The organism is Rickettsia endosymbiont of Thecocarcelia acutangulata (genome assembly GCF_964263195.1).
Taxonomy (GTDB): Bacteria; Pseudomonadota; Alphaproteobacteria; order Rickettsiales; family Rickettsiaceae; genus Rickettsia; species Rickettsia felis.
In genome coordinates this window covers 939,885-966,274 of record NZ_OZ181652.1, presented here as the reverse complement: position 1 = coordinate 966,274, position 26,390 = coordinate 939,885, and the positions used below count along the sequence as shown (strand labels likewise).

The following is a 26,390-nucleotide window of genomic DNA, read 5'->3' as shown; positions in this document are numbered from 1 at the left end:
AAATGGCAATACTTGCAAATAGAGTAAAAAATTCTTCAAATTCATTAGAATTAATAAGAATAATATCAAATACTCTTAAGCGTTTTTTTGTTATATTTGGGCTTGGATTGTCTGTATATTTATTTTTTACTACGCCTAAAAAAATATCTAGTATATCACTTGAGGTAACCGGTAGTATAGTATCAACCGGTTTAGCAGTTTATGAAGATATATTTGAATATATAAATTCAATAACACAAAAATTTGTTTATTTTCAAGATTTAGAACAAAAAAATATAGAACTTAAACTTGAGATAGCAAGATTACAGCATTTGCAAAGTGAGGTAGAATCGGTAAGAGCCGAAAATATTGCATTAAAAGATTTGTTAACGATTGCTGAGGAAGAAGAATTTGAACACATTACTACTAAATTACTTAGTGTTTCCTTTAATCCCTTTTCTAGAACCGCTTTGATTTCGGCAGGTAAAAAGCAAGGCATTGAACCTGATCAAATCGTTGTTAATTCAGGAAAATTAATAGGAAAAGTAATAGAAGTGAGTAATAATTATGCTAAAGTAATGTTAATTAGCGATGTTAATTCTAGAATACCTATTAAAGCTAATTCTTCAAGAGAACAAGGTATTTTAGCGGGTAATAATAATAATAGTAAAATTTTATACTTGCCTAACAATCATTTAGTACAAAAAGATGAGGAGATAGTAACCTCCGGACACGGTAATATTTATCCTGCAGGTATTTTAGTGGGTTATGTGTCTAAAGTTACGGAACATGATGTTATGGTAAATGTAGCAGCTGATCTATCTAAAACGGAATTTGTGCAAGTATTGTTACCTAAGGAATAATGAAAAAGGGCTATTTTGGTATTATTGCCGAATATATTTGTATAATAATCTATAAATTAAAATTTTATCAAATACTACATCATAGAAAACGTTATTATGTCGGTGAAATAGATATTATTGCGTTACGTAATAAAGAAATTGTTTTTATTGAAGTCAAAGCAAGAAGATCTAAAATTGATGATAGATTTGTATCTTTCAATCAGCAAAGAAGAATTACTAGGGCTACTGAAATGTTTTTAAGTAGCAATTCTAAATATAGAAATTATAATATCAGGTTTGATTTGGTAATTATAAGGTCTTATAAATTACCTATAATTATAAAAAATGTTTGGTAATACCTGTGTTGTTGCATGGCCCGATTTCCTCCTGTCATCCCGTGATTTATTCACGGGATCCAGTTAAAAATATCAATATTATTGATATTTTTAGTTATTTTTCTGGATCCCGTGGACAAGCTACGGTATGACGTCGAGGGCGTTTTTTGAGCCATGCAACAAAGCTCCGCCTATGCGGGGATGACATTGAGTAGGCTTTTCGACCCATGTAACAAGGCTGGTAATACTAGACAAACTTTGTATATATCTATCCTTTATTTATTCAGAGGTTATTAATATGGCACTTGCGACTAAAGTGAAAGAATTTTTAGAAGAAAAATTAAAACAAGAAAAGATAGATCGTAAATATCTTGCCGAAGTCACTAATATCCCTTATACGACTGTTAGTAGAATTATGAGAGCGGAAGCTAATCGTGAATTCAATCCTGAAATAGATACAATCTTAAAAATAGCAAAGTACTTTAATTGTACTATGGATGAGGTAATAAAAAGAAAAGTACAGCATAATTCATAAAGCTTGATGCAAGTGAATTTTGCATGACTCACCTGTATTTACGTAGTTTATCTACTGCTTTCGCAGGCTTGTATTTAAATTCATCTTGTCTGAATATTTCTGAAATATGCTCTACCTACGAAATAAAACATAAAATATGACAATAAAAAATAAAGGACTGATTATAATTTTATCTTCCCCTTCAGGTACGGGTAAGTCAAGTTTAGCTAAAGCATTATTGAAAATAGATAATAATTTGCGTTTATCTATTTCGGCAACTACAAGAAAACCACGTTTAGGAGAAGTAGAGGGCATAAACTATTACTTTAAGACCAAGCTAGAATTTGAAGAATTAGTTAAGCAGAATAAATTTCTTGAATATGCTAAAATATACGATAATTATTACGGTACGCCTAAAGAATATGTCGAAATGTTATTAAATCAAGGCTTGGATGTTTTGTTTGATATTGATTGGCAAGGAGCAAAGAGCATTAAGAAAAATGCTACTAATGTTGTTGCTATATTTATATTGCCTCCTAGTATTGAAATACTGGAGCAACGCTTAAGAAATAGAGCGACCGATAATGAAGAAGCAATAAAATTACGTATGCAGTCAGCACAAAACGAAATGTCACATGCTAATGAGTATGATTATGTAATTACTAACGATGATTTCGACCAGACGCTTAAAAAAATACATGAGATTATAGTTGCAGAACGAGAAAAAGCTTTTTGACTTTATCAATTTTTTTTATACTGAAAATTAGAAGCTTAACTTCTAATTTTCATGGTACTAGTTTAAATGCTTAGAAAACAATTTCTTTCATCAATAATAAAACATTTTAAAACTCATAAAGTTTGTGCTTTGTTAGGACCAAGACAGTGCGGAAAAACTACCCTTTCTAAACAATTATTCTGAAACGCTGGCCGGTAGGATAGGCTATATTGAAATGACACCGTTTACCTTATCTGAAGTGTCAGACACTCAAAAATTATGGGTACGTGGTGGATTTCCTTTATCATATCTTGCAGATGATGAAGAGTTAAGTACTTTATGGCGTCAAAATTATATTAAAACATTTTTAGAAAGAGATATACCGAATTTAGGCTTTACCGTCTATGCAGTTACGTAGGTTTTGGTTAATGCTTTGCCATTATCATGCTAATATATTTAATGCTTCAGAACTTGGAAATTCTTTATCTATCTCATATCATACCGCAAAGCATTATTTAGATATTTTAGAAGGAACTTTTATGATCCGTGTTTTGCAGCCTTGGTATGAAAATCTTAAGAAAAGACAGGTTAAAACTCCTAAAATTTTTTTTAGAGATAGCGGAATATATCACACTTTATTAGGGTTACATAGTTATGAAGCATTAAATACTAATCCTAAAATCAGTGCATCATGGGAGGGGTTTGCTTTAGAACAAATTTATAGTATCTAATAATTAGATACTATAAAGCTGAGGCTGAGGAATGCTATTTTTGGTCACCTCATAACGGAGCAGAAATAGCTCTTTTAATTTTTAAAAATGGTAAACGTTTAGGTTTTGAAATTAAATATATAAATACACTGAGTATTACAAAATCAATGCAAATATCCTTAGAAGATTTAAAACTTGACTTCTACATCTTAGAATGTTACGTTATTTCACATCCGCCTTTTTTAGCACCTTTGCCGGCAAGTTCTGTATCTTTGGAAGCATTATCCACACAGTTACCTAAATCTTGATTATATTGGTGGATTTGACTACTCGCTTGCATAGCTTCTTTAAATATTTCATTATTTTGTTGCTGTTTTTGTGCAGTTTGCATTTTTGCAGCTTGTAAGGCTAATTTTCTTTGTTCAGGGGTTAAATTTTTAAATTTAGACATAATATTATTATTTAGTTAAATTCCTCTCGTTTTATTATTTATAGCATTAATATTAGGAGTACAAGAAGGAGATAAACTCCCAATATTACTATCTTTTATCTGAGTTTGTTCTCTAATTTTATTGGCTAAAGATTTAGTTTTATCCACATTAATTTTATTTAGTACTTTATTATGATGCACTATATCCTTTACAACTCCATCTGTCTTAATTGCTTTATGCTGATTTTTTAGAGCTACATATTTTTCATATGCCTCTAAATATTTTTCCGGTTCTTTTTTATAACGCTCTTTAATATCACTTCCTAATTTCTTTATTTTATCTTTATTTATATTGTGTTCTTTTTCACGTTTAATAACTTCTTGATCTAATATTTTTTTACTATTTTCAATCTCTTCTACATATGGCTTACGTATTTTTAGCATTTCTTGATGAAATTCTAATTCCTCTTTTAATTCTTTAACTTTTTCCGGTGCTAAGCCTTTTTCTTGTAATTGTTGTGATAAATTCGTTATTGCTGTATTTAATTCATTTAATTCTGTATGTGCTTGTTTGTGTTCTTCAGTTATTTTTTTATGGTTTTCATGTAATACTTTATGCGTTTGATTTAGTTTAAATATTTCTTCATGAGTTAAGATTTCACGATTTAACTCTTCATGATCAATAATGTTTTCTTTTTCCAGTTTATTTATTATCTGATCTAAACGTTTATTACTTTCTTCGATTCTTTTAGTATCTTTAGTAATATTTTTTATAAATTCATTATGAAAATTATTAAGTGCTGCAATTCTTTGTGCGATTTCTTTTTCTTCTTCAGCAAATTTTATTGCTCTTTGTAATTTTAGAAATTCTTCTTCTTGAACTCTAGCTTTCTCAATAGATTGTTCTATTTCATAGTTCTTGATCTTAGTTTCAGCATTCTCTTTTAGATTGGATATATCAAAATTCAAGCCATATGAAGCTGCTTCGCTTTGTAAACTATTCAATTCTCCTAGAATTGTTTCTATTTGAGAGCGGGAGTAAGAATTTTTAAGATGCTCTTTTAAATTATCGAATTTATATTTTAATGTAGCTGTTATATCAGACATACATGCTAATCATCTTTAATATTAATGCCAAGAAACGTTAACAAAAATTAATAATTAAGTCAAGAAAATTTTAACAAAAATTAATTTTGTATTTCTAGCCATTGATTTAATAACTCGTCTAGTTTCTTTTTATCATTAATTAATTGATTAGTAATGTGATTATATTTTGTAGGATTATCTAAATATAGATTAACATCTTCAAGTTCTTTTTCTAAGTGTTTGATGGATATTTCTAGCTTTTCAATATCGTTGGGCAATGTTTCAAGTAAACGCTGATATTTATAAGATAGCTTTTTATTTATAGGTTCTTTTTGAGGAATTAAGGGGAGGGGTTTTGAAAGTTTTTTGACTATAGGAGTCGTAGTAAAATATTGTTTATAATCTTCGTAACCTCCTGTTAAATCATGAATTTTACCTTGAGCAAAGACTAAAGTTCTAGTAACTAACCTATCTAAGAAGTCACGATCATGGCTCACGACTATTAAAGTGCCTGAATAATCTGCAAGTATATCTAGTAAAATTTCCAAACTATCCATATCGAGGTCATTAGTCGGTTCATCTAAAATTAACAGATTTCCAGGGTTAATTAGAATTTTTGCAAGTAATAATCTATTAGCTTCGCCGCCTGATAGAATAGCGGTTTTTGCATTAAGTAGTTTAGGATTAAACATGAATTGTTTTAAATAACCGGCAACGTGTATGGTTTTACCGTTTGGCAAAAATACTTGATCACCACCTGTAGGACATAAAGTTTGTTGTAATGTATGATTAAGCTCTAGTTTTTCTCTATGTTGATCAAAATATGAAATATCTAAATTACCGCCATATATAATTTTACCTAAGTCAGGTGTAAGTTGTTTTGTCAGTAATTTGATAAAAGTAGATTTGCCTGAGCCATTTGCACCAATTATGCCGATTTTTTCGCCTTTTTTTACACGAAAACTGAAATTATCGATGATTTTAGTATTTTTATAGCTGAAACTAATATTATCTGCTTCAATAATGAATTTACTTTTAGCTATATTTTCAGCAAGCTCTGCCCTAACTCTTTGTTTTGAACGGGCTAGTTTTTCAGTCTGTTCTCTTGTTATTACTCTTAAAGCTTTCAACTCCGCAAGTCTCTTTTGATTCCGCTTACGTCTAGCCGTAACACCGGCATTTAACCATTCATTCTCTTGAGATAGTTTTTTATTTAATTTCCGAAGAGCTGCTTCTTCTTGCTCTATTATAACATTTTGCCATTCATCAAAAAATTTAAATCCTTTATTGGATTTACGTAAAATCCCTCTATCAAGCCACCAAATTTTATTAGTAACATTTGAGAGAAATGTTCTATCATGACTAACGCAAATAATAGCACCGTTATAAGATTTAACAAATTCTTCTAGCCACTCAATCGTTTCAATATCTAGATGATTGGTAGGCTCATCAAGTAATAATATTTCCGGCTCTAATATTAAAGCTTTAGCAAGGCTTGCTCTTCTAAGCTGACCGCCTGAATAGGTTGATAAGTTATCTGTTCCGTTGATTTGTAATTTTTCTAGAATTATATCGATTTGGTATTTATCTATTTCTTTTGTACTATCTGTTTGTTGTAAGATAAAATCGTAAACGCTTAGATTAGTTTTTATAGAAATATCTTGTCTTAAATAGCCGGTTGTAATTGCAGGATCTTGAAATAGTTCGCCGTTATCTAGTTCATAATCCCCTGATATTACTTTCATTAAGCTTGATTTTCCGCAGCCGTTACGTCCTATAAGACAAATCTTATCGCCTTTATATAAATAAAGTTCTAAATCAGATAAGATTACTTTATCTGCAAAGCTTAGATTACCGTCTTTAATGTAATAAATTGGGGGCATAATGGTATACTCGTTTAATTTGCAAAATTGGTTACGTCGTTTTATAAGTTCTGCGGTGCTCACGTACTAAATGTACGCTCGCTCCTCGCCTTATAAACTCCTTGCTCTTTTCCAAATTAAACTTCGTCTACCTACTTTCATTTACTTGAGGTATATGTTATTTTTGCGTTCAAGAGAAGTTGTTGCGGGGGTAATAAGAGTAAGCTCAAATCTTCCTAATGACTAAGCTAGCATTAGTACCGCCAAACCCAAACGAGTTGGAAAGCACGTAGTCTATTTTAGTTTCTCTAGCTTTTAATTTTACTAAATCTATCTTAACCTCATCCATAGGGTTATCTAAATTTAAAGTTGGCGGTGCAATCTGATCTCGAATTGCAAGAGCTGAAAAGATAAACTCAACGCTTCCTGCCGCACCAAGCAAATGTCCTATTGATGATTTAGTAGAAGACATTAAAATTTGGGGATTCGCTTCTAAAAATAATTTTTGTACCGCTGCTAATTCTATTCCATCACCGAGATTAGTAGAAGTGCCATGTGCATTAATGTAATCAATCATATTGGGAGTGATAGCTGCATCTAGCATTGCATCTCTCATCGCTCTATAAGCTCCTCTACCTTCAGGATGCGGTGCTGTCATATGGTACGCATCACCTGTAGAGCCGTATCCTATAACTTCACCGTAAATTTTAGCCCCGCGATTTACAGCATGCTCATATTCCTCTAAAACTACAACCCCTGCTCCTTCACCCATCACAAAGCCACTGCGGTCTTTGTCCCAAGGTCTTGAGGCTTTTTCAGGATTATCGTTATATTTAGTACATAATGCTCTAGCAGCAACGAAACCTGCAACTCCAACAGGTGTAACCGGAGCTTCTGCACCGCCTGCGATCATAACGTCGGCATAGCCATGCTTTATCATACGCATAGCATCGCCTATAGCGTGAGTGCCCGTAGAACAAGCCGTTACTGCCGCCTGATTTGGACCGCTAAAGCCGTATTTTATAGAAACAAGACCGGATAAAAGATTAATTAATGAAGCAGGAATAAAGAAAGGACTAACTTTACCGTTATGTTCTTGAAAAAGTTTTATAGAGGTGTCTTCGATCATTTTAAGGCCACCAATTCCTGAGCCTAATATCAAACCAGTTCTATCACGAGATTTTTCATCTTCGGGTAACCAGCCGCTATCTTCAACTGCTTCGGTTGCGGCTGCTACTCCGTAATGGATAAACTTATCCATTTTACTTAGTTTATTAACGTCTTCTGCTTGCGTGAAATTTTCAAGCTTAAACTCATCTTTATCTATAAGTCCGGCAATTTTACACGCAAGTTTAGAAGTATCAAATTCTGTAATAGTTTTTATACCGCTTATACCACTTATAATATTTTCCCATGATGAGCTAACATTAAGCCCAACAGGGGTAACAAGCCCAAGACCGGTAATAACTACTCTTTTATTCGACATTTTAAATTATCTATTAGGGATTTAATTTATATAGATTAAGGTTTGTGCTCTTTTATGTAGTTAACAACATCTGATACTTTTTTTATTTTAGTTGCTTCTTCATCAGGAACATCAATACCAAATTCCTTTTCTATTTCCATCATTATTTCTACGGTAGACAAGCTATCTACTCCTAAATCCTCCGCAAACCTCGACTCCATACTTATTTCTTCAACTTTCTTTCCCTGATTATTAGAAATAATTTCAATAACCTTCTCTTCGACCTTATCCGTTGTACTCATATTTTTGAACTCCATAAATCATTTAAGTGTATACGCTGTATAAACAGCGATTATTTAGCTATATGAATATTTATTTAAAATATTCATAGCATTTTATTTTTAACAGAACTTCTAGCACAAAAAATTATTTTATGCTAGCACAAAATTTTACACCATTAACATTCCCCCGTTTACATGGATAGTTTGACCCGTAATATAAGAGGCTTGATCGCTTGCCAAAAATGCAATTGCGTTTGCTACGTCTTCCGGCATACCGTAAGTGCCTAGCGGGATTTTCTGCACTATCATTTCTCTTTGTTTTTCGTTTAATTTATCCGTCATATCCGACTTAATAAATCCTGGGGCTACTGCATTAACCGTGATGCCCCTGGTTGCAACTTCGTAGGAAAGCGATTTAGTCATACCTATTAAACCAGCTTTAGAAGCGCAATAATTAGCCTGCCCCGGGTTACCTGAAACTCCTACTATTGAAGATATGTTAATAATACGTCCATATCTATTTGGCATCATTTTTTTTATTGCTTCACGATTTAAAATAAAATTTGCTTTTAAATTAATATCAATAACTTTGTCAAAATCTTCATCTTTCATTCTAATTGCTAGCGTATCGCTAGTAATACCGGCATTACATACTAAAATATCTAGCTTTGATGCTTTAGATATTAAATTGCTACACTCTTCTTTATCTGCAAGATTACATATTTCTATTATATAATTATCTTTTAAAACACTTCCAAGAGCTTTTAATTTTTCCTCATTACTACCGCTAATAATTACATGGCTTCCGAGTTTATGAAATAATTTAGCTGTAGCTCCGCCTATACCTCCCGAGGCTCCGGTAATTAGAGCGGTTTTGCCGGTTAAATCAATCATTTTCTTCCTCCGTTTGATCAAGATTTATATTGATAATTTTTGACGATTTTTCACGTATTAGTTTTTCAATTTCACTAGAAATTTGAGGATGTTCTTTTAGATATTGTTTGACATTTTCACGCCCTTGTCCGATGCGTACATTATTATAGGAAAACCATGAACCGGATTTCTCAATGAGGTCAAGCTTAACTCCAAGATCTATTATCTCGCCTTCTTTTGAAATACCTGAACCGTACATTATATCGAAATCTGCAGTTTTAAACGGAGGAGATACTTTATTTTTGACTACTTTCACTTTAGTTTGGCTACCTATTACTTCTTCTTTATCTTTAATGGAGCCTATTCTTCTTATATCGATCCTAACAGAAGCATAGAATTTTAAAGCATTACCGCCTGTCGTAGTTTCAGGACTGCCGAAGATCATGCCTATTTTCATTCTGATTTGGTTGATAAACACAGTAATACAATTAGTACGATTAATTGATGCGGTAAGTTTACGTAGTGCCTGGCTCATTAATCTTGCTTGAGAAGCCATTTGAGCGTCACCCATCTCGCCTTCAATCTCTGATTTTGGTACTAAAGCCGCAACACTATCTATTATTATAATATCAATACCGCCGGAACGAATTAACGTATCGGCAATTTCTAGAGCTTGTTCACCTGTATCTGGTTGTGAAATAATAAGCTCATCAATATTTACGCCTAATTTTTTAGCATAAGCAGGGTCAAGGGCATGCTCGGCATCAATAAAGGCACATGTACCGCCCTTTTTCTGTGCTTCGGCAATTAAATGTAGAGTTAAAGTGGTTTTACCTGAGCTTTCAGGACCAAAAATTTCAATGATTCTACCTTTAGGAACACCGCCAATTCCAAGAGCTATATCAAGCCCAAGTGAGCCGGTTGATACGGCTTCTATATCAACATTCGGACGCTGCCCTAGTTTCATTACCGAACCTTTACCGTAGCTTTTTTCGATTTGTGCGAGTGCTGCGGCAATGGCTCTTTCCTTATCTGTATTTGACATAAATTTCCATATTATAAACTTACCAATTAAAATATAAGCTTGAGAAAAAAAAGCAAATTTTATTTATTTTGTATCGAAATGTATATTCTACGATTAGTAATTCCATTAATAAAAAAGCCAAAAATACTACTTTTAGCATTGAAAATCTATTTAAAATATACTAAAAGTAGCAAAAAATATATTAATAGAAAATCCATTATGAATGAAATAACAGCAAATACTACTGATTTAATAAAAGATATTAGTGTTCTTATTGATAATGCTAAAGTATGAGTTGCCATTAAAGTTAATTCTGAAATGACGATGTTATATTGGAATATCGGCAAAAGAATTCAGGAAGAAATACTTAAAAGTACTAGAGCTGAGTATGGGCAGGAAGTTATAAAGATGTTAGCTAAAGATCTTTTATCTTTATATGGGCGAGGATTTTCTCGTACAGCATTGATACGAATGAACCAATTTTATCAATCTTTTCAGAATCAACAAATTAGTGCGACAATGTCGCACCAATTAAGTTGGAGTCATATCGTTGAGTTATTGCCTTTAAAAGAACAGAATCAAAGAGTTTTTTATGCTTATATGTCTATACAAGAAAATTGGAGTGTTAGAAAGTTGCGTAGCAATATCGATAAAATGCTATATGAAAGAACTAAGTTATCGCAGAAACCTAACAACGAACAAGTGTTATCATTATTAAAAATGAATTCTCAGTTAGAGCCTGATTTAATCCTTAAAGACCCGTACATACTTGATTCCTTAGAACTTCCGGATGAACATTATGAAAGTGATTTGGAAAATGCAATATTGCAGCAAATCAAACAATTTATTTTAGAACTTGGCATTGGCTTTTCCTTTGTAGCAAGGCAAAAGCGTATGACTATAGATAATGAACATTTTTATTTAGATTTACTGTTTTTTAATAGAAAATTAAAAAGATTAGTAGCAGTTGAATTAAAAACAGGCAAGTTTAAAGCGGAATATAAAGGTCAAATGGAGTTATATTTAAATTGGCTAAAGAAGAATGAATGTTTTGAAGCTGAAAATTCCCCGATAGGTATTATTCTCTGTTCCGAAAAATCAGATGCTCAAGTAGAACTTTTAGAAATGTCAGCAAGTGGTATTCACGTTGCACGTTATTGTACAGAATTACCGCCTATAGAGATTTTTCAGAGAAAAATCGGTGAAATAGTATTACAGACAAAAAAAATATATGAAAATAAAAATTTTCGTACGTAGCTTAGGCTGTATAAAAGTAAATTAATTTACCTATATTTCAGGTCTTTTTGGCTGCAAATTATAAGATTTTTTTGAAATATGAATAACTATTCCTACAAAAATCTTATTAATTTTCGTTTAAAAACCTATTTAATTATTAATTAAAATAAGATTGTGAACAGGCTCTTACCAATTAAAGTATAAGCTTGAGAAAGAAAAATCAAATTTTATTTATGCTATTGTGCTTGTAAGATTAAATCTTGACTTCCATACTAGGGGATGCTTAGATGTTAAATTTACTTGTGTTATAAATTTTCAAGCTAATTAAATTACTTGTTAACAGTCCTATAGTTTCCGAAAAAGATAGATTTAGTAAAGCCCTTGGTTAAATAGCTTATCATATATGATATCACAATTCTCACAAACTGAATATATCACTAAAGATAATTCATCATCTCAATCTTATAAATTTAGATGGCATATTTTAATTATTTTAAGCATTTGCTTACTTTTAGTATCTATGGATGCTACAATTTTGCATGCTGTTATGCCTACTATAATACTTGATTTAAAACCATCTAATTTACAACAATTATGGATAATCAATGCATATGCACTTAGTATTATCAGGTCTTTTAATTACCGCAGGTGCATTAGGAGATAGATTTGGTCGTAAAAGATTATTACTTTGGGGGCTTTTAGTTTTTTCTATCGCTTCAATGTTAGTCTATGTATTTGATAGCTCATGGGGATTAGTATTATGTCGTGCTTTACTTGGGTTAGGAGGATCAATGATTATGCCTTCCACTTTATCGATATTGCGTAACATTTTTACTAATACACATGAACGTATGATCGCAATATCCGTGTGGGGAATAATGGCAACCGTAGGAGCAGCTATGGGACCCGTACTAGGGGGAGTATTGGTTGAGCTTTTAAGTTGGCAATTTGCATTTTTTATAAACGCCCCTATTGCATTAGTAATTATTGCTTTTGGTATAGTTTGGATTCCTGAATCATCTAATCCTAGTAATGAACCATGGGACTGGATAGGAGTATTTCAATCATTTTTTGGGATGGCAGCTTTAGTTCAAGGCATTAAGATGTTGGCTAAATACGGTATTATGAATCTAGCATCTGGCGGAATACTCTTAATTGGCATTGTATTACTAATAATATTTACTTTACGCCAACTTAAAAGTGATGATCCGTTAGTGGATATGCGTTTATTCTTAATTAGCAATTTTAGTGTAGGAGTAATAGTTTATTTACTGATTACTTGTGTCTTAGGATCCATAATGTATCTTATGTCCTTATGGTTACAGTTTATCAAAGGGTTAAGTCCTTTGTATGCAGGTCTTTATATGTTGCCTGCAGCAATTTTTGCTTTAATTGCATCTGTAGTTATGCCGTATTTACTCACACGATTTACTGCACGTATAATAATATTTAGCGGGCTTATCTTTACTACTATATCATTGATTTTACCTAGTATATTAGACTATAGAGATTTACCATCGAATACTATATATCTTGGATTGCTTGGTATAGGAAGTAGTCTATGTCTCTCTACCACCGTAACAGTTATGATGAATGCAGTGCCGGTAGAGAGATCCGGAGGTGCAGCAGCACTACAAGAAACAGCATATGAATTAGGTAATGTATTAGGTATAGCTGTTATCGTGAGTATTACGTCTTTTATATATAGTAACAATCTAGTAATCCCTAACGGTGTTTCTGTATCAATGGCAGAAATAGCTCGTGACTCAATCGGTGAAGGAATAATTATTGCTCAACAACTACCGCCTTCATTTGCTCACGAATTAATTAAGGAGGTTAATATTGCTTTTACAAATGCTTTCAATATAGTAGGTATTATTCTAGGAATGATCATGCTAATATTAACGGGTGTGGTGATGTATGTTCTTCCTCCTTTTAAAGCATCAACCTCTCTACATTAATAGCTTTATTACATGATGAAATGAGTATAGAAACCTTACCGTATTTATCATAATGGTTACTATAAATTACCTTAGTGCTTATTTTTGTGGTAGGTAGTTAATAAAATGGGATGATGATATTTTCAAGTATACAAACCATTAACAAATATTTCTTCTAGTTTGACTAAACGTTGTTCTATTCTTTCTATATCGCTGTTTATTAGGGGGTTTTCTAGCAAAAGCACGATCTCAGCTTTTAGAGCTTCTATTTCTTTTGCAGCAAATTCTAATGTGATTTCAGATAAGGTCTTTTTATTTTGGTTGGACATATTGACACTCCCGATTAATTAAACTTAAATTGCTCAAGTTTCAACCACCGAAGTTTAACTTTGGTGGTCGGGGAGTTAGCAAAACTGTGCTAGAACAGCTACTCTAGGTTTTAAGCTTAAAGCATTACTTTAAGCTCTGAACATGCCTAAAATCTCCCCGACCATAAGGTTGAGGATTGCGTCATTTTTGGTAGACGTTACCATCTAGTATTTGAAGTTGCTACACCCCGAAATAGCGTTTTGCTATTTCAGTTAAAATTTATACCTAACTTCCTTTAAAAGTCAATTGATAAGTTATTTTATTTAAACTAATAGTTTTGTTTATATAAAAGATTTTTTATTTCTAATATTAGTTATAAAATTTATACATACGAATCTTGCTGAATTATCTACTAGTTAAGTAGCAGAAACTAATAATACAACAGGAATGGAAGAAAATAAGGTTGCAAGTAAGATAAGAGGAAGTATAGCTAAAAACACTAAAACGGTCCTGGAAAATAAAACCGGTAAAAAAGTAAGTTCAACAGAGAATTATTTACCGCTTAAACTTACAAAGTAAGTAGGATATGTGAAAGAAAATTAATTTTTAAGCAAAAATTAATAAGATTTTTTTCAGTAATAGTTGTCCATATTTCAAAAAAAACTTATAATTTATAGCCAAAAAAAGCAAAAATAGATTAAATTGATTTTCCTTTACACAGCCTAGGCTTAATTTGAAATATTTTAAGTTTTTTAACCACCAATGAGCATAATTTTTGGTGGTCGGGGAGGTCGAAAACTGTCAAAAGTCAGCCACACTAGGTTTTAAGCTTATAGTAACCCTTAAGCTCTGGACATACCTAATATCTCCCAGACCGTGAAGTCGAGGATTACATCGGTTTTGTGAGAAATGTTCTCACTTTTGGCAGAGGTTTCGACACCCCGAAATAGCACTTTGCTACTCCAAGTATCATTTTATATATAACTTTTAAAAAGTCAATGATGGTTTGTTATGATACTAACAATGTTCTATACTCCTATGTCTGAGGAGTCAGATGATTCAGCGGCTAATAATGGCATTTCATGATTTGGTAACTCTTCTTCTGAAATATTAGTATATTCGCTGCTTGAGGTTTCATCAATTCCAAGTAGCGTCTTGAATATTTTCTCAAGACAGTTTTTGAGTTCTTCGGATTCAATATTCGTTTTCCTCGATTCTTTTATTAAATTTGTAAAGGATTTAATAGCAATAAAAGTATCCTTTCCATTAAGAAGGTCACATATTTGATGTAATGTATAACCTAAAGAATTTATATTAGTACATATGTTAGAGACAGAATTTAACTTTGTAATTGCTTTATTTAGACCTTGTATTTTTGATTTTAATAGAGAAATATCATAATCTTGGTCAGGTAAATTTATCATATCTGGCTTAGTATTGTTTAGTATATCTGTTAAATTTTCAATTTCTATAATTTCATCTAATATAGCTCGAAATTCAATTAGTGTTTTAAAATTTATATTATCCTTTTGTAACTTTATGTTTTCACCCTCTAACTTTATGTTTTCACCCTCTAACTCTAAATTTTCGTTTTTTATATTTTTTCCCTTATACCAATCCCATCCATATTTAGCTGCATACCCTAAGAGGGTGCCTATAGCTAATGTTCCTAATGCTACTCCGGCTATATAAGCACCGCTATATCCACCGTCATTTGTATCATCGTTAGTTCTTTCTGTAGTGGAAGTGGTTGCCTCAGTGAAAGGTCTTAGTAAATCTAAAATATTTTTACCTATTTCTGTAGGGGATATATCGTCCAAAGTTACGTTAAAAGCCTCTAGAATAATCTTAAGATTATCAGTAGTAAATTTGACGGGTATATTTAATACATCAAAAATTTTTACCCCTACTTCTTGAGCATTATCCTGAGATATGCCTAAATGATTTAGAGTATCCTGAAGAATATTAGTAAGCGTTTTGATAGATGTTAGCTGTTTCTTATAGGTATTGTAGTTTTGTAAAGCACTTATAGTCTCTTCCTTAATACATTCATTTAAACCTAAGAAATCAGCTCCGTTAGTTTCAGTAATATCGCCTTGCGAGAACATATAATCATTCGTTACTTTATAGAGCTGACCAAGAATATTAGCTGTACCGTTTTGATGAGGTGTTACGGTTTGTTGTAAAAGTATATGCGGATTACTTTCTGCATCGGTAAAAATGTTATTTATTGGAGTATTTAAACCATTATTGCACTCTTGGTGTAGTATTGAAAAATCATTTGGGGACTCACTGAAAGATTGTTCAATGTTTTTCCAATTACACTGTGCATTATTCACCATATAACCTTTTTTAAAAGCTCCTTCAACAGTACTATATACTGATGAAAATATAGTACCGCTTAATTTATGAATGATGTGGCTTACATTACCCGGTAAACTACTTACCATTTCATTTTCAAATATAGGCATAACGCATTTTAAATTTATATTTAATACAGGTGCCATAATTATTACTCCTTATAATTTAATTAATAAAACCATAAAACGTGGTTTCTAGAGTATGTTAATGTTTTTGTCAAGATAAAGTTAAAATAAATTAATATATGAGATGTCATCCCGTGGCTTGACCACGGGATCCATAGAAATAATTTAAAATACTAGTACTAGTATTTTAAGTTGGACCCCCTGATCAAGTCGCGGGGGTGACAATAAAGGTACTAGAACCCGTGGACAAGCCACGGGATGACAGAGGTAAAATTGATGTACGCAACAATATCTTGCGGGAATGACATAAAAAGCCTTACAACAAATAAAATCATTTCCCTATGCAGAAATTTTTAAAGATCTCGCCTAGTATTTCTTCTACGTTAATAACGCCCGTAATAGCACCAATGCAGCGTGCCGTCATTCTAATATCTTCAGTTGCTAGAACTAAATCATTATCTAAGCTAAAAGCCGTTAAATGTGAGAGAGCTTGTTTTAAATAATGACGATGACGTTGATTTGTTATATAAGGAGTTTCGGTAAAACCTGCCATATTTTCGGCAATATTTTCGATATTTTTTAATATACTTGAAAGAGCAATATTATTTTTTACTGAAACTCTTAAGCATTTATATTTATTTTCAATAGAAAAGATTTTATTTGGTTCTATAAGATCAATCTTATTAATTATTGTGATGGTATTTTCATCAATTAAATTCATAATATCTTCATTTATAGAGGAATCTAATTTTTCGGCATCAAACATAATAATTTTAATATCCGCTGTTTTAGCCGAATTAATAGCTCTTTTTATACCTTCTTGCTCTATAATGTCACTACTTTCTTCTCTTATACCTGCCGTATCCTGTAAAATAATAGGATAGCCGCCAATGTCTAAATGCCCCTCAATTATATCTCTAGTAGTTCCCGCAATATTTGAGACAATTGCTATATCTCTCTGCATTAAAAAATTTAATAAGCTAGACTTACCGACATTCGGCGGACCGATAATTGCAAGCTTAAGACCGCTATTTAGTAGTTCTCCTCGTCTATTATCGTTAAGATAATTAGATATTTCATTTACAAGGTTTTTATGAGTGTTGTTAACGTCATTAAGAACGCTATCCGGTATATCTTCATCAGGGAAATCTATATAAGCTTCAAGCAGAGAGATAATTTTTAAAAGCTGAGTGCGCCAGTTATTATATAATTCTTCAAGCCCACCGCTTGCCTGTCTAATTGCTTGCCTATGCTGCATAATGGTTTCGGCATTAATTAGATCGGCTATCCCTTCTGCTGCCGTTAAATCTAATTTGTTATTTAAAAAAGCTCTTTTGGTAAATTCTCCTGCTTCTGCTAAACGAATATCCGCTATATTTAACAATGCGTTAATAAGCATTATGGAGATAGCTTTACTGCCGTGCGTGTGAATCTCAACTACGTCTTCACCGGTAAAGCTATTAGGCGACTTAAAATAAACTACCATAGCATTATCAATTAGCTCTTTATAGTCAATTGATCCCCCCTCGCCTACATCGTCACTCGTCGCTCTCCTATTAGTTATAGGTTTCACTCCTTGCTCCTTGTATGCAAAGGAGGCTGAATTGACTATAGTCTTAGGAACTGTAATTTGTTGATAATACATGATACGTGGTTTAAAGTCTGCTCTGCCGGTAAGTAGCTGTAAAACTTCTAAACTTTTAGGACCGGAAATCCTAAAAACCGCTACGCCTGCTTTACCGAATGCAGAGCTTTGTGCAAATATCGTTTCCATTTATTTTATACACTCTTGTTTATTAAATAATATATAATATAATAGCATAGCATATGATAGTACATGATAGCATATAATATTATTCTTGAGAAAATCATGACCCCAAAAACAACCTCTTTAAATTTTAGTCGTTTAAATTGTCAAATCCCGAATTATAAAACTAAAATTCTAGAACTTAGCAAGGAACGTGAGTCAAGTTCCATATATATAGATTTTGTTCAAAAGTTTTTAAATTATATTCCGATAGATTATGATTTTGAGAATAGAGAAAAACTATTTCAAAATTTTTCAGATGAAGCTTTTAATTTCTTTAAAGCTCGAGTAAAAGACGCAAGAAAAATATCTATAACAAATGCGATTATAGAAAATGATCCTGCTATAAATATTTTAATATTGCTTGATAACAAACCGCATATTGTTGATTTTATCGTATGTTTGCTTAAAAACATGAATTTGCAGGCTAAATTTCTGCTTCACCCGGTAATAAATTGCATAAGAAATGATAAAGGAGAGCTACAGAAAATAGTAGAAAATTCTAACAAAAATTCTGAATCGATTTTGCATTTGACAATTTTAGGAAATTTTGATGAGAAAACTATCAAGCTTTTAACGGGCACTATAGATAAAAGATTAGATGAGCTTGAGCAAAGCTATAATGCATTGCCGAGTTTATTAACCAAGTTGCAAGATTTATCGGAAAATATAGGGGATAGTGATTCAAATGCTAAGGAAGCTAAAGAGTTTTTAAGCTGGTTAAAAAATGATAATTTAACTCTTCTTGGTTCTATTGATTTCGAGGTAGAACACTTAAAAATAAGTAATAGTTTAGGTACAACACAAATATGGCAAGAAGTAAAAGATGAAATTGAAGATATTATAAAATGTTCAGCCAATCCTCTATATCAAAACCAGTTGATAATACTTGGCAAAATCAATAGTACTTCCCTTATTTGCGGAGATAATTTAATCAATTATATCTTAGTAAAAAAATTTAATTCTTCAGGCGAATATATTTCCGGCACTATAATTTTCGGCATGTATAACTCGGACATATATTACCACTCGATAAGTAATATACCTGTTCTTAGACAAAAATTTAATTTTGTAATGCAAAAAGCCGGTTTCGCACTATCGGGCTATAATGCGGATAAGTTAAAAATTTTAATGGAATCATTACCTCGAGAAGCTTTAATACAAATCGACCAAGGCGATTTATATTGTATGTGTCTTCATATGCTTTCAAGTATGATGAGTAAGAAGCTTAAATTATTTATCCAATATGACTGGTCAAGTTCTTTCCTCAATATTATAATTTTCTTGCCGAGAGAACGTTTAACTTCTGAAATACACAATATGATAGATTGTTATTTAGCGGAAAAATTCGGTAGTAAAATTTTATCCAACTATATCACCGAAGTAGCAGGTAATTTTTCTTATCTTTTTGTAACGCTTGAAGCACAAGGTGAACATAAAATAAATTTTGAAGCAGAAATAATACAGCAAGATTTAGATCGTATCTCCACACGTTGGAGTGAAGATTTTTATCTTAAGCTTTCTAAAAAATTCGGCGAATATCAAGCAGGTATTAATTTAAAGCTTTTTGATAATGTTTTTCCTGCAGATTACAGGCAAAAATTTTCTCCGGAAATAGCCTTAGTAGATATTGAATATCTAACGGAAGCAAGCAAGTCACAGAAATATATGTTTAATTTAGTTTCTGTAAATGAAACGGAATTTTACTTAAAAATATATAGTCCAAAAGTAAAACTTGCCCTTTCTAACATATTGCCGCCAATCGAAAATTTAGGTTTTAAAGCAATTGATGAACAGACTTTTGCAATTAAAGAGGCACTCGAAATCAAAGAGAGCTGGATATATAATTTTATCTTAACTTCTATCATACCGGTGAAGGGTAATATTACCGAATTAAAAATAAATGTTGAAGAAGCTTTAGACAAAATGGCACTTGGGATGCTTGCTAATGATTCTTTAAGTAAACTGATAGTGCTTGCCGGTTTTAATTGGAAGCAAGTTAAACTCGTCAAAGCTTTAACAAGATATTTGCATCAAACTGGATTTAGTTATGGTAAAGGTTATGTACAACTAACGCTACTTAAACATCCCGAATATACAAAAATGTTGGTAAATCTATTTGATATAAAATTTAATCCTACACATAAAGATAATAATATCGTTGATATTAAAGACAAACTAAATAATTACTTATTAACCGTTGATATGAGTAGTGAGGATAAAGTACTACGTAGTATGTTTGGTATAGTTAATGCCATTACCAGAACAAATTACTATCAACCAAATAAACATGTTTTTTCATTTAAATTTGATTCTTCAAAAGTACCGAATTTACCTAAACCGATTCCGTTTGCTGAAGCATTTGTTTACTCTAAGGATTTTGAAGCTGTTCATTTAAGAGGCGGACCGGTATCACGCGGAGGACTTAGATGGTCGGATAGAGCAGAAGATTATAGGCTTGAGGTCCTTGGACTTATGAAAGCACAAATGACGAAGAATTCCGTTATTGTTCCTGTCGGCTCTAAAGGAGGTTTTTACGTTCATTTTACTGAGGAAGGGCTTACTCGTGATGAATATATGGAAAAAGTGGTAGAATGCTATAAGAACTTCTTGAGAGGTTTATTAGACATAACCGATAATATCGTTGACGGTAAAGTAGTGCATCCAAAAGACGTTATTATTTATGATAAAGAAGATCCTTATTTAGTGGTTGCGGCCGATAAAGGCACAGCCTCATTTTCGGACTATGCTAATAGTGTGGCAAGAGAATATAATTACTGGCTTGATGATGCTTTTGCTTCCGGTGGTTCTGCAGGTTATGATCATAAAAAAATGGCTATTACTTCCAAAGGAGCTTGGATTTCTGTAACTAATCACTTTAAAACTTTAGGGTTAGATGTCCAAAAAGACCCTATTACAGTCGTAGGTATAGGAGATATGTCGGGAGACGTGTTCGGTAACGGTATGCTAAGGTCAGAGGCTATTAAATTAGTCGCTGCTTTTAACCATAAGCATATATTTATTGATCCGACTCCTGATCCTTCGTTAAACTTTAATGAGCGTTTGCGTTTATTTAATTTAAAAGGTTCTAATTGGTCCGATTATGATCATAAGCTTATTTCTAAGGGCGGCGGAGTATTTGAACGCAGTAGTAAATTAATAAAATTATCACCGGAAATTAAAAAATTGCTTGATATAACCGATAATGAATTATCACCGGAGGAGTTAATAAGAGCTATTTTAAAAGCAGATGTTGATTTGTTGTGGAATGGCGGAATAGGTACTTATATCAAAGCTAAAACGGAAAATAATTTAGAAATCGGTGATAAAGCAAACGATAATCTTAGATGTAACGGCGAAGAAATTAGAGCAAAGGTTATAGCAGAAGGCGGTAACGTCGGTGTATCACAGAGAGGTAGAGTTGAATATGCTAAAAAAGGCGGACGCATAAATGCTGATTTTATTGATAATTCAGCCGGTGTCGATTGTTCAGATCATGAAGTAAATATCAAGATTGCATTAAGTAGTGCGGTAACCTCAGGAAAAATTACTTTAGAAGAACGTAATAAACTTCTAAATGATATGACTTGCCAAGTTGAAGAATTAGTATTGCTTGATAATTATAAGCAAACCGAAGCAATAACGATTATGCAACTATCTCCTACTTTAACCGTTAATATACTTAGTCAATTTATTGATATTTTAGAAGAAGAAAAAGTATTAGAACGAGAAAATGAATTCTTGCCTAGTGCAGAAGAATTGAATAGAAGGTCTATCAACGGTGAAGTATTAACTCGTCCTGAGCTTTGTGTATTGCTATCATATAGCAAAAGGTCAGCTTATCATGAATTAATTAATTCTACTTTTTCGCATGATAAATATTTCGACTCATATCTTATAGATTATTTTCCAGAAATGATGCAAGAAAAATTCCATGATGAAATTCTAGCTCATCCTCTTAAGCACGAAATTATTAAAACCGTTACCATAAATAAAATAATTAATCAACTTGGAGGACCGCTTATTAGTATTGTAAAGCGTGAGATTGGGGCTCCTCTTTGTGATATAATAAGGTCATATACCATTATTTGTGAAATTTTTGATCTTGATGATATATGGGAAACGATAAGTAAGCTACCTACTAATATTGATTACAATGTAAAAATCGATATGTTTACTGAAATAACAAAATTAATGCGTCGCGGTATTTCTTGGTTTATTAAAAATTTAAAGCATCCTATTAATATTAGCAAAACTATAGAAGAGTTTAGAATTCCTGCACAAAACTTAAGAAAAACGGTAGGTACTTTATTAGTCGGAGAAACTAAAATAAGATTTGAAGAAAAATTAAATTATTATACAACTAGCGGGGTAGAGGAATCATTTGCTGCTACTATCGCTACATTTGATAATTTAATTTCAGTATTTGACACTATATATGTAACAAAACAGACTTCAGGAAATAATAAAGAGATAGCAAAAGCTTATTTTGCTATAAGCGATATGTTTAGTCTTGATTGGTTACGTAAAGCTTGTGATAAGCAATTGAACGATTCATTTTGGCGACGCCTCGGTATTCAATCGCTAAAAGATGATTTATATGACAAACAACGTAGATTATTAATAAAAATAATTAATAAATCTAAAACAACTATTGATTTAGATTTATGGATTGATAATAATAATAATTTAGTTAGAAATTTTCTTGATTTTATTAAAGAAATTAAATCTCAAGAAACTATAGACTTAAATATAATTATTTTAGCAAATAAGAAATTTGAAATATTCTTACAAAAACTTGAGTAAATTATGTCGTCAATGCTTAAGCAAATTAGGTTAGATTCGGGTAAAACTTTAAATCAGGTATCTAGTGATTTAAAAATTAGAAAAAAATATTTAGTAGCTTTAGAAGAGGGTGATTTTGAGGTTTTACCGGGAGAAGTATACGTAAAAGGTTACTTAAAATTATACTTGGATTATCTTAATGTAAAAGATCGAAATGCAGAGCAGATAGAAGCTACTAAACAGAACGAAACCGAAAAATTATTAAGTAATAAAAGAGCTACGGCATTGATAAATTATAAACGTAAAAAACAATTAGTACTTATATCTATTATAATGTTATCGATTATTATTGTAAGTCATCCATTCATAATTAATGCTTAGAAGAAAATGGGTAATGAAATATTAAAGAGATTAATGGAAGAAGTTGAGCATAAACTTGATGAGTTATTGCATGTACAAGCGAATAATCAAAATGAAGTTAAAAAATTACAAAACGAAAATAAAGAATTAAAAGATAATTATATAAAAATGCTAGATCAAATTAACATTTATATTAATGAACTTGAAGAAATAAAAAAACAGCAAAAATAATTATGTCAATTGTTACGATAACATTAAATAACAAGAGCTTTCAATTATATTGTAATAATGGAGATGAGGAAGAATTACTATCTTTAGCGAATAAATTGAATGATAAAATAGCGGAAATTAAACTTGGTAGTCCCACAGCCTCTTTTGAGCTATTATTAGTTATGGTATCTCTTAATGCTCAAGCTGAAATAGCTAATCTAACAGAAAAACTTAATAAAAACGGTTTTCAAAAAAATCATCCCGATGAAGAAAAATTCGCAGAAACCTTAACTACTATAGCAGGTTACCTAGAAAACCTTGCACGCAAAATGGGAAAGTGATATATTAGCTCTTGGCTGCTTGGTTCGTGAGCTTAATATTAACCTAGGACTACCACTAACTTTTAGGACATCGTCCCTGTCTAATACTAATTCAGTTTAGATATATGAAGTCCACCTTTACATAAAGGTCTTTGAAGGATTTTAAGTAACGGCCAAAGCGGTCACTTGTCATACCGTGGCTTGTCCACGGTATTCAGAAAAAACACACAAGTTATTCCCGAGTAGTTGTTGCCCGCATGAATTAGAAAACGCCTTTGGTTTGTTCACGGGGTTTAGAAAAATTTAATAATGTAATGAAGCAATATTGGGTATATATATTAGCTAGCGGGCGTAATGGTACATTATATATTGGAGTAACTTCAAATATTATAAAGCGTACTTATGAGCATAAGAATAAAATAATTAAAGGATTTTCTTCTAAGTATAATATAGATAAATTAGTTTATTTTGAACAATATGATGATGTTATAGCTGCAATTAACCGAGAAAAATTATTAAAAGAATATAAAAGACAGTGGAAATTAAATTTAATTGAATCTCAAAATCCAGAATGGCATGATTTATATGAAAAAATTATTTTATAATTTTTTTACTGGATTCCGTGGACAAGCCACGGGATGACATCAAAAAACGACAAATCACCTTTAAAATGAAACAAACAAAATCAAGCAATAAAGTTCTTGGTGCTTTTTTAGGCACTATCATTGAATATTACGACTATAGTTTATATGGTTTTTCAGCAGCAATTATCGCCGATAAATTCTTTTCAGCCGGTACTGATCCGTTAACAAAGCTTGTAAATGTTTTTGCCGTTTATGCGGCGGCATATTTATCAAAACCTATGGGTGCTTATATTTTTGGACGTATAGGTGATATATACGGTCGAAAAAAAGCCTTAAGTTTTACGATTATCGGTATTGTAATACCTACCTTAATAATAGGTTTATTGCCTGATTATTCTTCGATAGGAGTTTGGAGTACGATAATTTTAGTTTTATGTCGCTTTATGCAAGGTATTTTTATTGGAGGGGAATATGACGGTGCAGCGATTTATGTTATTGAACATTTAGGAGCAAAATACCGATTTACTGCCTCGGCCATAACTAGATGTACAGGAGTAATGGGTTTATTATGCGGGATTGGTGCAACTAATTTCTTTAATTCTCATATTTTTCCGGAGTGGGGTTGGCGTATTCCGTTTTTACTAAGTTTACCGCTTGCATTAATAACTCTTTATTATCGCCGGAAATTTGATGAAACACCGGAGTTTAAAAAAGCACATCATAGCCAAGATTTTATTGAAAAACTTAGCTCTATAATTAAAAAGCAATGGAAAAATATTGCACGGTTAATATTTTTAGCCGGAGGTTTTGGAGCAACATATCAAATTGCGATCATCTTTATGAAGCAATATTTACCGATTGTATTACCTTCAGTCGGTATTATTATGAGTTCTTTTTCAGTCTTAATAGTAATATGTTTTGCTGTTTGTATGCCGATTGCCGGCTTTATTGCCGACCGCTTAGGAGTTAATTCAGTATTAAAAATCGCATTTATATGTACTATTACAGCAAGTGTATTTTTTGTGATAGCAGTAAAATATCAAATGACTAATTTAGGGCTTGCAGCTAGTTTAATGTTAGCTGCATCAGTTGCACCTTTTAATGCTCTTGCTCATAGTATAGTTATTAAGTCTTTTGTAGTTAAAGAACGCTATCGTGTTATAAGTTTAGGACATAATATCGGTTCAATGTTAATGTCCGGTACTGCTAATTATATTTGTGCAAAGGTAATAAAATCATTTGATTTCAATCTATTCCCGATTTTATATCTTTGTATGTTTGCCATACTTGCTTATTCTATGACCATGTTGTTTAGCAAGGATACTAGAGAGTAATATAAAATGGCAGACAATATAATTGACGAGATGCATAAGATTTTTACCAAAAACCAAATTGATAAAAATATTTCTATAGTAGATGATTTTATTGCTGGAAGACGTCAGGAATATTTAATTGAAGAAGAAAGAACGTATAATACCTGTTATAATTACTACCGATGTTTTATAGATTATAAATCTTTCCATCAAATAGGAAAAATTTACCTATTTCAGGGATAATAAACTTATTTTCATCAATATTATGTTTTTTTCCGATCTCTTTAAAAAGAGTATCGTTATAACCCGAATCACCTATAAAACAAATATCTCCTATCTTAGTTTTAATGATAAAAGTTCCCCATAATGCTTTATTTTTATCAAATATTCCTCTAGCCGACCAATGTTGGGCTGGTTCTAGATAAATATTTTGTTTTTTATATGATTCTCCCCATCCCAAGGTAATAATTTCTGCATCGCTAATATGTTTTTTGATTATTACGTCATTCATTAGCGGTGTAATAATCTTGGGCTTATCTCGTACCCATAAATCTTTAATTGTTTTAATATCTAAATGGTCATAGTGATTATGACTTACTAATATAATATCTATTTTAGGTAAATCGGTAAAATTAATGCCAGGCTTTACTATTCTCTTTGGTCCTGCAAAAGTAAAAGGACTAACCCGCTCCGACCATACCGGATCGGTTAAGATATTTAAACCGTCTATTTGAATTAAAAAGGTTACTGTCCTACATAAGTTACCCTTATAGTCTCATTATCAGTTATTTTTTGTGGTGGAATATCAGTGGAAGTAAGAGGAAGTAGCGTTGACCATTTTGGTCGTTTTGAAGTTATTTTCCATTTTAGAATATCAAGTAAGGTTTTAGGTTTTATATTAGGATCAATATTGAAAAACATATT

The 26,390-nt window shown here is 31.8% G+C and carries 26 protein-coding genes, 1 other RNA gene and 1 pseudogene; 16 read left to right on the top strand and 12 right to left on the bottom strand.

Annotation, left to right across the window (positions count from 1 at the left end):
* Positions 1-2 precede the first annotated feature (2 nt).
* The 5 genes and pseudogenes from mreC to ACE38Q_RS05305 all read left to right on the top strand — a co-directional run.
* Entirely contained in the window at positions 3-842 is an 840-nt protein-coding gene (gene mreC / locus ACE38Q_RS05325) for a rod shape-determining protein MreC (RefSeq protein WP_500190366.1), read from the top strand.
* Entirely contained in the window at positions 842-1,177 is a 336-nt protein-coding gene (locus tag ACE38Q_RS05320) for a YraN family protein (RefSeq protein WP_500190365.1), read from the top strand. The genes mreC and ACE38Q_RS05320 overlap by 1 nt, the downstream gene beginning before the upstream one ends.
* Before the next feature lie 277 nt (positions 1,178-1,454).
* Positions 1,455-1,691 (top strand): helix-turn-helix domain-containing protein, encoded by a 237-nt coding sequence (locus ACE38Q_RS05315; RefSeq protein WP_500190364.1) that lies wholly within the window; start codon positions 1,455-1,457, stop codon positions 1,689-1,691.
* Positions 1,692-1,827: 136 nt separating this feature from the next.
* On the top strand, positions 1,828-2,406 hold the full coding sequence (gmk, locus tag ACE38Q_RS05310) for a guanylate kinase (protein WP_011271530.1): 579 nt from the start codon (positions 1,828-1,830) through the stop codon (positions 2,404-2,406).
* A gap of 66 nt (positions 2,407-2,472) precedes the next feature.
* Positions 2,473-3,295 (top strand): annotated as a pseudogene (locus tag ACE38Q_RS05305) (ATP-binding protein); the annotation flags it as partial.
* Between the two features lie 17 nt (positions 3,296-3,312).
* On the opposite strand, the gene ACE38Q_RS05300 reads toward ACE38Q_RS05305, so the two are convergent.
* The 7 genes from ACE38Q_RS05300 to recA form a co-directional block, all read right to left on the bottom strand.
* Entirely contained in the window at positions 3,313-3,546 is a 234-nt protein-coding gene (locus tag ACE38Q_RS05300; protein WP_500190363.1) for a hypothetical protein, read from the bottom strand.
* A gap of 15 nt (positions 3,547-3,561) precedes the next feature.
* Positions 3,562-4,632, bottom strand: a complete 1,071-nt coding sequence (gene roaM / locus ACE38Q_RS05295) for an actin-based motility regulator RoaM (protein WP_500190362.1) — start codon at positions 4,630-4,632, stop codon at positions 3,562-3,564.
* A gap of 80 nt (positions 4,633-4,712) precedes the next feature.
* Complete coding sequence (locus tag ACE38Q_RS05290) at positions 4,713-6,494, bottom strand: ABC-F family ATP-binding cassette domain-containing protein (RefSeq protein ID WP_500190361.1); 1,782 nt, start codon at positions 6,492-6,494, stop codon at positions 4,713-4,715.
* A 205-nt stretch (positions 6,495-6,699) separates the two neighbouring features.
* On the bottom strand, positions 6,700-7,959 hold the full coding sequence (gene fabF / locus ACE38Q_RS05285; protein ID WP_500190360.1) for a beta-ketoacyl-ACP synthase II: 1,260 nt from the start codon (positions 7,957-7,959) through the stop codon (positions 6,700-6,702).
* A gap of 35 nt (positions 7,960-7,994) precedes the next feature.
* Positions 7,995-8,255 (bottom strand): acyl carrier protein, encoded by a 261-nt coding sequence (gene acpP / locus ACE38Q_RS05280; RefSeq protein WP_500190359.1) that lies wholly within the window; start codon positions 8,253-8,255, stop codon positions 7,995-7,997.
* Positions 8,256-8,387: 132 nt separating this feature from the next.
* The gene (gene fabG / locus ACE38Q_RS05275) at positions 8,388-9,113 is read right to left on the bottom strand and encodes a 3-oxoacyl-ACP reductase FabG (protein WP_500190358.1); all 726 of its coding nucleotides are present in this window, start codon (positions 9,111-9,113) and stop codon (positions 8,388-8,390) included.
* Positions 9,106-10,137 (bottom strand): recombinase RecA, encoded by a 1,032-nt coding sequence (gene recA / locus ACE38Q_RS05270; protein WP_500190357.1) that lies wholly within the window; start codon positions 10,135-10,137, stop codon positions 9,106-9,108. Before recA ends, fabG begins: the two co-directional genes overlap by 8 nt.
* A 138-nt stretch (positions 10,138-10,275) precedes the next feature.
* Here recA and ACE38Q_RS05265 point away from each other — a divergent pair, with 138 nt between their 5' ends.
* The 3 genes from ACE38Q_RS05265 to ACE38Q_RS05255 all read left to right on the top strand — a co-directional run bounded on the left by ACE38Q_RS05265 (position 10,276) and on the right by ACE38Q_RS05255 (position 13,313).
* Entirely contained in the window at positions 10,276-10,410 is a 135-nt protein-coding gene (locus ACE38Q_RS05265) for a hypothetical protein (RefSeq protein ID WP_500190356.1), read from the top strand.
* A gap of 24 nt (positions 10,411-10,434) precedes the next feature.
* A complete protein-coding gene (locus tag ACE38Q_RS05260) occupies positions 10,435-11,373 on the top strand; it encodes a PDDEXK nuclease domain-containing protein (RefSeq protein WP_500190355.1) in 939 nt (312 codons plus the stop codon).
* 590 nt (positions 11,374-11,963) lie between these two features.
* The gene (locus tag ACE38Q_RS05255) at positions 11,964-13,313 is read left to right on the top strand and encodes an MFS transporter (RefSeq protein WP_500190354.1); all 1,350 of its coding nucleotides are present in this window, start codon (positions 11,964-11,966) and stop codon (positions 13,311-13,313) included.
* 122 nt (positions 13,314-13,435) lie between these two features.
* Here ACE38Q_RS05255 and ACE38Q_RS05250 read toward each other — a convergent pair whose 3' ends face one another.
* A complete protein-coding gene (locus tag ACE38Q_RS05250) occupies positions 13,436-13,621 on the bottom strand; it encodes a hypothetical protein (RefSeq protein ID WP_500190353.1) in 186 nt (61 codons plus the stop codon).
* Positions 13,622-14,048: 427 nt separating this feature from the next.
* Here ACE38Q_RS05250 and ACE38Q_RS05245 point away from each other — a divergent pair, with 427 nt between their 5' ends.
* Positions 14,049-14,180, top strand: a complete 132-nt coding sequence (locus ACE38Q_RS05245; protein WP_500190352.1) for a phage antirepressor protein — start codon at positions 14,049-14,051, stop codon at positions 14,178-14,180.
* A gap of 449 nt (positions 14,181-14,629) precedes the next feature.
* Here the strand turns inward: ACE38Q_RS05245 and srfE are convergent, their stop codons facing one another.
* A complete protein-coding gene (gene srfE / locus ACE38Q_RS05240) occupies positions 14,630-16,108 on the bottom strand; it encodes an SrfE family effector protein (protein ID WP_500190351.1) in 1,479 nt (492 codons plus the stop codon).
* Between the two features lie 310 nt (positions 16,109-16,418).
* Positions 16,419-17,861: a tRNA uridine-5-carboxymethylaminomethyl(34) synthesis GTPase MnmE gene (mnmE, locus tag ACE38Q_RS05235; RefSeq protein WP_500190350.1), complete on the bottom strand. Its 1,443-nt coding sequence runs from the start codon at positions 17,859-17,861 to the stop codon at positions 16,419-16,421.
* A 96-nt stretch (positions 17,862-17,957) separates the two neighbouring features.
* Between mnmE and ACE38Q_RS05230 the strand changes: the two genes are divergently transcribed.
* From ACE38Q_RS05230 to ACE38Q_RS05200, 7 genes are all read left to right on the top strand, one after another.
* Positions 17,958-22,700 (top strand): NAD-glutamate dehydrogenase, encoded by a 4,743-nt coding sequence (locus tag ACE38Q_RS05230; protein ID WP_500190349.1) that lies wholly within the window; start codon positions 17,958-17,960, stop codon positions 22,698-22,700.
* A gap of 3 nt (positions 22,701-22,703) precedes the next feature.
* Positions 22,704-23,060, top strand: coding sequence for a helix-turn-helix domain-containing protein (locus tag ACE38Q_RS05225; RefSeq protein ID WP_202069243.1), 357 nt, complete (start codon positions 22,704-22,706; stop codon positions 23,058-23,060).
* 6 nt (positions 23,061-23,066) lie between these two features.
* A complete protein-coding gene (locus tag ACE38Q_RS05220) occupies positions 23,067-23,270 on the top strand; it encodes an RP576a family tick cell line-upregulated protein (RefSeq protein ID WP_500190348.1) in 204 nt (67 codons plus the stop codon).
* A gap of 2 nt (positions 23,271-23,272) precedes the next feature.
* Positions 23,273-23,590, top strand: a complete 318-nt coding sequence (locus tag ACE38Q_RS05215) for a cell division protein ZapA (protein ID WP_500190347.1) — start codon at positions 23,273-23,275, stop codon at positions 23,588-23,590.
* Between the two features lie 9 nt (positions 23,591-23,599).
* Positions 23,600-23,758, top strand: a non-coding RNA gene (gene ssrS, locus ACE38Q_RS05210) — 6S RNA.
* Between the two features lie 125 nt (positions 23,759-23,883).
* Positions 23,884-24,174 carry a GIY-YIG nuclease family protein gene (locus tag ACE38Q_RS05205; protein WP_500191315.1) on the top strand — a complete coding sequence of 97 codons (291 nt, stop codon included), beginning with the start codon at positions 23,884-23,886 and terminating at the stop codon, positions 24,172-24,174.
* A 65-nt stretch (positions 24,175-24,239) separates the two neighbouring features.
* Positions 24,240-25,487 (top strand): MFS transporter, encoded by a 1,248-nt coding sequence (locus tag ACE38Q_RS05200; RefSeq protein WP_500190346.1) that lies wholly within the window; start codon positions 24,240-24,242, stop codon positions 25,485-25,487.
* Between the two features lie 166 nt (positions 25,488-25,653).
* Here ACE38Q_RS05200 and ACE38Q_RS05195 read toward each other — a convergent pair whose 3' ends face one another.
* Together ACE38Q_RS05195 and ACE38Q_RS05190 are read right to left on the bottom strand one after the other, a co-directional pair.
* Positions 25,654-26,181, bottom strand: a complete 528-nt coding sequence (locus ACE38Q_RS05195; RefSeq protein WP_500191312.1) for an MBL fold metallo-hydrolase — start codon at positions 26,179-26,181, stop codon at positions 25,654-25,656.
* Between the two features lie 29 nt (positions 26,182-26,210).
* Positions 26,211-26,387, bottom strand: coding sequence for a palindromic element RPE3 domain-containing protein (locus ACE38Q_RS05190; RefSeq protein ID WP_500190345.1), 177 nt, complete (start codon positions 26,385-26,387; stop codon positions 26,211-26,213).
* Positions 26,388-26,390 lie beyond the last annotated feature (3 nt).

Coding starts and splice junctions, on each gene's coding strand:
- mreC (WP_500190366.1), top strand. CDS start 3: ATGGCAATACTTGCAAATAGAGTAAAAAATTCTTCAAATTCATTAGAA.
- ACE38Q_RS05320 (WP_500190365.1), top strand. CDS start 842: ATGAAAAAGGGCTATTTTGGTATTATTGCCGAATATATTTGTATAATA.
- ACE38Q_RS05315 (WP_500190364.1), top strand. CDS start 1,455: ATGGCACTTGCGACTAAAGTGAAAGAATTTTTAGAAGAAAAATTAAAA.
- gmk (WP_011271530.1), top strand. CDS start 1,828: ATGACAATAAAAAATAAAGGACTGATTATAATTTTATCTTCCCCTTCA.
- ACE38Q_RS05300 (WP_500190363.1), bottom strand. CDS start 3,546: ATGTCTAAATTTAAAAATTTAACCCCTGAACAAAGAAAATTAGCCTTA.
- roaM (WP_500190362.1), bottom strand. CDS start 4,632: ATGTCTGATATAACAGCTACATTAAAATATAAATTCGATAATTTAAAA.
- ACE38Q_RS05290 (WP_500190361.1), bottom strand. CDS start 6,494: ATGCCCCCAATTTATTACATTAAAGACGGTAATCTAAGCTTTGCAGAT.
- fabF (WP_500190360.1), bottom strand. CDS start 7,959: ATGTCGAATAAAAGAGTAGTTATTACCGGTCTTGGGCTTGTTACCCCT.
- acpP (WP_500190359.1), bottom strand. CDS start 8,255: ATGGAGTTCAAAAATATGAGTACAACGGATAAGGTCGAAGAGAAGGTT.
- fabG (WP_500190358.1), bottom strand. CDS start 9,113: ATGATTGATTTAACCGGCAAAACCGCTCTAATTACCGGAGCCTCGGGA.
- recA (WP_500190357.1), bottom strand. CDS start 10,137: ATGTCAAATACAGATAAGGAAAGAGCCATTGCCGCAGCACTCGCACAA.
- ACE38Q_RS05260 (WP_500190355.1), top strand. CDS start 10,435: ATGACGATGTTATATTGGAATATCGGCAAAAGAATTCAGGAAGAAATA.
- ACE38Q_RS05255 (WP_500190354.1), top strand. CDS start 11,964: ATGCACTTAGTATTATCAGGTCTTTTAATTACCGCAGGTGCATTAGGA.
- ACE38Q_RS05250 (WP_500190353.1), bottom strand. CDS start 13,621: ATGTCCAACCAAAATAAAAAGACCTTATCTGAAATCACATTAGAATTT.
- ACE38Q_RS05245 (WP_500190352.1), top strand. CDS start 14,049: ATGGAAGAAAATAAGGTTGCAAGTAAGATAAGAGGAAGTATAGCTAAA.
- srfE (WP_500190351.1), bottom strand. CDS start 16,108: ATGGCACCTGTATTAAATATAAATTTAAAATGCGTTATGCCTATATTT.
- mnmE (WP_500190350.1), bottom strand. CDS start 17,861: ATGGAAACGATATTTGCACAAAGCTCTGCATTCGGTAAAGCAGGCGTA.
- ACE38Q_RS05230 (WP_500190349.1), top strand. CDS start 17,958: ATGACCCCAAAAACAACCTCTTTAAATTTTAGTCGTTTAAATTGTCAA.
- ACE38Q_RS05225 (WP_202069243.1), top strand. CDS start 22,704: ATGTCGTCAATGCTTAAGCAAATTAGGTTAGATTCGGGTAAAACTTTA.
- ACE38Q_RS05220 (WP_500190348.1), top strand. CDS start 23,067: ATGGGTAATGAAATATTAAAGAGATTAATGGAAGAAGTTGAGCATAAA.
- ACE38Q_RS05215 (WP_500190347.1), top strand. CDS start 23,273: ATGTCAATTGTTACGATAACATTAAATAACAAGAGCTTTCAATTATAT.
- ACE38Q_RS05205 (WP_500191315.1), top strand. CDS start 23,884: ATGAAGCAATATTGGGTATATATATTAGCTAGCGGGCGTAATGGTACA.
- ACE38Q_RS05200 (WP_500190346.1), top strand. CDS start 24,240: ATGAAACAAACAAAATCAAGCAATAAAGTTCTTGGTGCTTTTTTAGGC.
- ACE38Q_RS05190 (WP_500190345.1), bottom strand. CDS start 26,387: ATGTTTTTCAATATTGATCCTAATATAAAACCTAAAACCTTACTTGAT.